Raw genomic sequence first — 2,963 nt, 5'->3', positions numbered from 1 at the left:
ACTTTGCAAGCCTCATCATTTGGAAATTCTTTTATAAAGTTTAGTATATCTTGTCCTTCAAATTGTTCCATTATCCTAATTTTATTGACTTAAATGTACGGAAATTAAATGACTAACTCAATAAATTTATTTTAAAACAAAGCTTTAAACTCTTATCAAGGCGTCTTAGCGAAGACGATTATATCAGTATTGCAACTTACAATAATTATAGTGGAATTGCGCTTCAGAAAAGTACTGCTGTAGAACTGAAAAAGATGCTTTATACAATAGAGCATCCTAAAGAAAGTATTGAAGCCTTCGCTAAAGACGGTATCGAGTTTGCTTACAAATATGCCGATGTGAATTTTGAAGAAGGCTATAATAACAAAGTGATTATGGTAAGACTTCCTGAGCGTAAAGGAATTATAAACACTAGTTCATCAGCTAACCCTAATCTTGCAGCTAATGTTGCACCCGCAAAATCTAAAGGCACAGATGTAGCAGTTGTACTTTCAGCTTTGGCACTCTTACCAGAAATTATCCAAGTTATTAAAAATTAATAATTACCAAACACTAAAAATTATGAAACAACTATTACAGATTATCACAATTATATTTTTTGTTTTTCAGCTTCAAGCACAACAAATAAACATCTCAGGTATTGTCACGTCCTCAACTGATGGTTTACCATTACCTGGAGCTAACGTTGCAGTTAAAGGAACATCAAACGGCACGCAAACTAATTTTGATGGTAAATATTCTATTAAAACTAACGTCGGTGATATTTTAGTATTCTCTTTTGTTAGTATGAAAACCACTACAAAAGTGGTTGGACAAAGTAAAATAATTAACGTAGCCCTAGAAGAGGACAGTGCCAGATTAGAAGAAATAGTAGTTGTAGCATACGGAAGTATATCTGGTCGCAACTATTCATCACTATCTCAAGCACAATTAAAACGACGCAAGCAAAAAGCTTATCATAATAGATTAGCGAGTGAGATAAATGGTAAATCGATAGTTAATTTACAAGGTCAAGCAGCAGGTGTTAATGTTAATAAAGGTCTCGGAGAGCCTAAAAAGAGTATACAAATTAGGGTTAGAGGAACTAATTCCTTAACGGGTAGTAAAGAACCATTATACGTTATTGATGGTAGGTCAGTAAAATCAAATTCTGTAAAGCAATTAGACCCTAAGAATATAAAGTCAGTTTCAGTTTTAAAAGATGCTAATGCAACAGCTCTTTATGGAAGTCGTGCTGCTAGTGGAGTAGTCGTGGTTACTACAAATAAGGCTAAAGTTAAAAATGAAGATTTACTATACATTGTAGATGGTATGCCAATAAAAAAAGAGGTTAATTTTATTATTGAAAACTTACCTAAAAATCAGATAGAAATAAAGAATAAATATTCTAAAGCCGAAGCCAGACGAAAATTTGGAAACATAGCTAAAAATGGTTGTGTGGTTATAACGACACATCAAGGTAATTTTAGAATAAACTCTAACGAAACTTATACTGTTATTGAAGAAAATAGTTTCGAAAGAACAACACTTTCGCCTTTATCCACTTTCTCAATAGATGTAGATAAAGCATCGTATAGCAATGTAAGACGAATGATTAATAATGGTGAAACTATTCAGCCAGATGCTGTAAAGATTGAAGAAATGGTAAATTATTTTAATTATGATTACCCACAACCAACACATGAGCATCCATTTTCTATAAATACAGAAGTTGTAAAAACACCTTGGCATCAAAATACAAACTTGGTAAGAATAGCTTTGCAGGGAAAAACTTATACTAATAAAGAATTACCAGCTTCTAATCTTACATTTTTAATAGATGTTTCTGGGTCTATGAGTAGTCACAATAAGTTACCACTCTTAAAATCGGCTTTTAAGTTATTAGTAAATCAGTTGCGTAAACAAGATAAGGTATCAATAGTTGTATACGCTGGAGCTGCAGGTGTAGTTTTAGAACCAACCTCTGGAAATAGAAAGGAGCTAATAATAAATGCTTTAGATAAGCTTAATGCAGGTGGTTCTACAGCTGGTGGTGCTGGTATTGAGCTTGCTTATAAATTGGCAGAAAAGAACTTTAAAAAGAATGGAAATAATAGAGTTATTCTTGCTACTGATGGAGACTTTAACGTTGGTGCTTCTACTGATAAAGCAATGGAGATATTAATAGAAGAGAAACGAAAGTCAGGCGTGTTTTTATCCGTTTTAGGTTTCGGTTATGGGAATTATAAAGACTCTAAACTTGAAACCTTAGCCGATAAAGGCAATGGTAATCATGCTTATATAGATACTATGCAAGAGGCTAATAAAGTCTTCGGAAAAGAATTTGGAGGAACACTCTACACTATAGCAAAGGATGTAAAAATCCAAGTAGAATTTAATCCTAAAAAAGTACAAGCATACAGACTTATTGGTTATGAAAACAGATTGCTTAATGACGAAGATTTTATAGATGATACAAAAGATGCTGGCGAGTTAGGAAGTGGACACACCGTAACAGCTTTATATGAAATTGTACCTGTCGGTGTTGATACGGAGTACTTAAAAAACGTTTCAAATTTAAAATATACTGAAACAAAAATGGTAAATAAGTATTCCGATGAGTTGTTTACTGTAAAATTCAGATACAAAAAACCAGATGCTTTAAAGAGTATAGAAATGGTTCATATACAAAATACAGAAATTATTAAAGCTTCAACAGATATGAATTTTGCTTCTGCTGTAGCATTATTTGGAATGCAACTTAGACAATCACAATATTTCAATAATGCAAGTGTAGACACTGTCATTGAGCTTGCTGAAAAAGGAAGAGGAAATGACAATGCCGGTTATAGAGCTGAATTTATTGGTCCCAAAAATAGTTAAAACTATGCACTTTAGTGCATCCGCTTTAGCTTCTAAAAATACCTACCTTTGTTTTTATGTCACATCAAAGGGTAAATGGTCATACAGTTTCTAGATTAACT

At 32.7% G+C, this 2,963-nt stretch carries 2 protein-coding genes; both read left to right on the top strand.

The window, feature by feature from the left end:
• Positions 1–254 precede the first annotated feature (254 nt).
• Positions 255–539, top strand: a complete 285-nt coding sequence (locus HKP48_RS12125; protein ID WP_296346224.1) for a hypothetical protein — start codon at positions 255–257, stop codon at positions 537–539.
• A 22-nt stretch (positions 540–561) separates the two neighbouring features.
• A complete protein-coding gene (locus HKP48_RS12120) occupies positions 562–2,862 on the top strand; it encodes a von Willebrand factor type A domain-containing protein (protein ID WP_296346222.1) in 2,301 nt (766 codons plus the stop codon).
• Positions 2,863–2,963 lie beyond the last annotated feature (101 nt).

The organism is Winogradskyella sp. (assembly GCF_013042245.1).
In the GTDB taxonomy this organism is placed as follows: Bacteria; Bacteroidota; Bacteroidia; order Flavobacteriales; family Flavobacteriaceae; genus Winogradskyella.
The sequence above is the reverse complement of the archived record's forward strand: the minus strand, read 5'-3'. Positions and strand labels throughout refer to the sequence as shown.

Bases quoted from the DNA above. Each gene is read 5' to 3' on its own strand.
- HKP48_RS12125 (WP_296346224.1), top strand. From the start codon at position 255: ATGCTTTATACAATAGAGCATCCTAAAGAAAGTATTGAAGCCTTCGCT.
- HKP48_RS12120 (WP_296346222.1), top strand. From the start codon at position 562: ATGAAACAACTATTACAGATTATCACAATTATATTTTTTGTTTTTCAG.